The sequence below is a fragment of the Phyllobacterium sp. genome (assembly GCF_037994405.1).
Lineage (GTDB): Bacteria > Pseudomonadota > Alphaproteobacteria > Rhizobiales > Rhizobiaceae > Phyllobacterium.
In genome coordinates this window covers 1-2,889 of sequence record NZ_JBBNAN010000199.1, presented here as the reverse complement: position 1 = coordinate 2,889, position 2,889 = coordinate 1, and the positions used below count along the sequence as shown (strand labels likewise).

Sequence of the window (2,889 nt, the reverse complement as noted above, 5' to 3'; positions counted from 1 at the left end):
AACGGGTTGACTATCTCGACCACCACCAGGAGCAAAAGCCATGATAAAGAACCCCGCGCACCCGGAAACCGGATTGAAAAAAGCGGTATTTGATTGGCTAGGGCTGAGTGTCAGTGAAGCCGCTATACGGTTGGACATGTTGCCGCCTGCGCTGTCGCGTGTCCTCAATGGAAGAGCCGGCATCAGTCCGAAGCTTGCCACTCGATTGGAGGCTGCTGGCGTCAGTCAGGCAAGGTTTTGGTTGAATATGCAGATCAATTATGACCTGGCATTGGCGCGGTCCCATCAACGACCGAATATCCAGGTCATTCAGGATCGGCAAGCCGCCTGATGCAACCCAGCAAAAAAGCGTTTCGACGGCATCGTCAAAGGCTGAGAGATCTTCTGGCCCAAAGGTTCTTTGACACGCGATACGGCCGCGAGTTGCTGATCAGCGGGATTGGTGCGCGCGTCCTGACCATGACGGTCGATTGCGGCGACCATATCTTAAGTTTTTCACCCGCCGACTATATCGGCAAGAAAATCTACCGTAAGGGCAATTTTGAGCGGGATCATGTTGACCGGCTGCTTGCAATCCTCAAGGAAAAACGCCTGCTTGTGGAAAACAGCACGCTGCTGGAGCTCGGGGGCAATATTGGCACGCAGACCATCTATTTTGCTCTAACCAAGGCCTTTTCCCGCATCGTCAGCGTCGAACCCGACCCTCGCAATTTTGGATTGTTGCGCACCAATATCAACCAGAACAAGCTTGACGACAGGGTTACTCTGGTCAATTGCGCTGCCGGCGAGAGCGAAGGCGAGATCGAGTTCTTCCAGCACCGGGACAATCACGGCAAGAGCAGCGCGCTTCGGCAAAATGTGGCCGATTGCAAGATAGTAGTTCCAGTCAAGCCGGTCCGCACAATCCTCGCGCAGGCGGGGATTGCATTGGATGAGGTCGGCTTGATCTGGATGGATATTGAAGGCTATGAGCCCCTCGCCTGCCGGTCGATGGAACTACTGCTCGCACGTAAAGTACCGCTCTATATGGAATTTTCCACCTGCTTCTACGGCGTGGAGCAGTCAGCCGCCTTCGTTCAATATCTAGCAAAATATTACGAAGACGGCCTGATCTTCCGTGAGGACGATATCGCTTCGGTGAGGGTCCGGGATATTCCACTCGACGAAAAGCAGTTCGATCTTCTGCTATACGACTCGTCGATATAAGAAGTACCGGCCTTCGTCGACAGCAGGGGGCAGTGGAAGGGGTTCGAGTTGCGGATGCTTCAGTTCGAGGCCGCTGGCAACCATGCCCTCGGGCGCCAAAAGTGCCGCTGCCAATTGCGGCAACCACGTCAGAGTGATGGCGTCCTTGTCATCGTAGCCGGTACCGATATCGACATGAACCAGCGCAGCATTGATGCCTATGAAGTTCTGCGCGGTTTCTCGGATATCGCCAACGACCATATTCTCAGGATCAGGCGTCGAGGTCTTGTGTGCTCCCACGGCCCGGTCGAAGACAATGATCCTGCGTCCGGGAAAGCGTTCGCGCAAATGATCGAAGGTCCGGCCGTTGCCGAGACCAAGCTCAAGCACCGGCCCTTCCATTTTCTTCACGGTGTCACAAATGTGATTGAGAATATCACGTTGCGCCCTCATGCGATGGATGAAACTGTCAAGCCGGCTCATCAGACTTTGGTATCCTGGATTTCACTGCAGACAATCGGGCTTAACATGATTTCCGCTACGGGGTCGATGGCCGGCGTGTCGCAGCAAGGATCAAACGTTCGGGAAGCATTTGCATACAGATACAACAGCTTTCAGCGATTCCTGCACGAGAATCATCAATTCTCGTACCAAAAACACCGAATCTTGCACAGGATACGCCACTCCCACGCGCGTCTTGGTTGTCCACAATTGTGTTTCCCAGGCTCCCCGCTCAATGCCTAATTATTCTGATTTAATAACTTGACTCTTTTTATCATATTAACATATAGCTGACGCCGAAGCATTTCAGTCCAACCTTACACGCACTTTTTAAGTAAAAATGCGCGAAACCAGCGTTTTGCTTCACCGTTGTAATCTTACAGCAGAAGAATTCCGAAAATGGCCAAAGAAATCGCTTTCCGTAACGGCAGTGCTCTTCTAGACACCATGATTCAATATAGACCAAAACTCATAAAAATTGCCGACGGCGTTCTGAAATCCCAAGCACAATCCGAAGATATATTCCATGATGCTGTTATCAAGGCATGTACAATGCGCTCTGACTGCATTCATTGCCCAGTCGGATATGCCTGTCGCATGGTCTATAATCTCGCGCTCGATGAAGCCCGCAAACGGTCTCGTGAAAAGCTCAATATGATGCCAATTGACGGGTTGGACTTTATCCCCGCCTCGAGTGCTAGCGCGCTCGAGTGCCTGGTCACCACAGAAACCTTGCGCGATGTGCTTAACTCGTTGAAGAACTTGCCAAAACGCACCCATGACGCGTTTCTACGCCACCGTATCGAGGGCGTCCCACAAAAGGACATTGCTGAAGAATTGGGGGTATCTAGGACCCTGGTCAATTTCATGATCAAGGATGCACACCGCGCCTGCGAGCAGTCCCTTAATGCCGCATAGACGGACGTCTAGTGTGCACAAGTAGCACGGCAAACAGCGGCCCCCCGAGCAACGTCGCGACAAGGCCTGTCGGCAACTGCCACGGGAAATTTATTGTCCGCCCGATGAAGTCAGCGGCCGCCATCAGCAAGCCTCCACAAAGTGCCGAGCCCCACAAATGAGTGAGGCCACGCGTCAGTCCAAGACGTTGCGCCAGATGCGGCGCCATCATCCCGACAAAACTCAGCGGCCCGACGATAAGCGTAGCGGCGGCCGTCAGCAATGCGGCGAAACCAAGGATCAGGA

The 2,889-nt window shown here is 53.1% G+C and carries 5 protein-coding genes; 3 read left to right on the top strand and 2 right to left on the bottom strand.

Going from position 1 to position 2,889, the window contains the following annotated elements; all coding sequences use genetic code 11:
* Positions 1-40: 40 nt before the first annotated feature.
* Together AAAC48_RS11255 and AAAC48_RS11250 are read left to right on the top strand one after the other, a co-directional pair.
* A complete protein-coding gene (locus tag AAAC48_RS11255; protein WP_340654257.1) occupies positions 41-331 on the top strand; it encodes a HigA family addiction module antitoxin in 291 nt (96 codons plus the stop codon).
* Positions 331-1,206 (top strand): FkbM family methyltransferase, encoded by an 876-nt coding sequence (locus AAAC48_RS11250; RefSeq protein ID WP_340654256.1) that lies wholly within the window; start codon positions 331-333, stop codon positions 1,204-1,206. Before AAAC48_RS11255 ends, AAAC48_RS11250 begins: the two co-directional genes overlap by 1 nt.
* On the opposite strand, the gene AAAC48_RS11245 is transcribed toward AAAC48_RS11250, so the two are convergent.
* Complete coding sequence (locus AAAC48_RS11245; protein ID WP_340654255.1) at positions 1,186-1,668, bottom strand: class I SAM-dependent methyltransferase; 483 nt, start codon at positions 1,666-1,668, stop codon at positions 1,186-1,188. The genes AAAC48_RS11250 and AAAC48_RS11245 overlap by 21 nt on opposite strands.
* Before the next feature lie 417 nt (positions 1,669-2,085).
* Here AAAC48_RS11245 and AAAC48_RS11240 point away from each other — a divergent pair, with 417 nt between their 5' ends.
* A complete protein-coding gene (locus AAAC48_RS11240; RefSeq protein WP_340654254.1) occupies positions 2,086-2,604 on the top strand; it encodes a sigma-70 family RNA polymerase sigma factor in 519 nt (172 codons plus the stop codon).
* On the opposite strand, the gene AAAC48_RS11235 is transcribed toward AAAC48_RS11240, so the two are convergent.
* On the bottom strand, positions 2,591-2,889 hold a 299-nt coding region (locus AAAC48_RS11235; protein WP_340654253.1), incomplete at its 5' end, for an iron chelate uptake ABC transporter family permease subunit. The two genes, AAAC48_RS11240 and AAAC48_RS11235, sit on opposite strands and share 14 nt — an antisense overlap.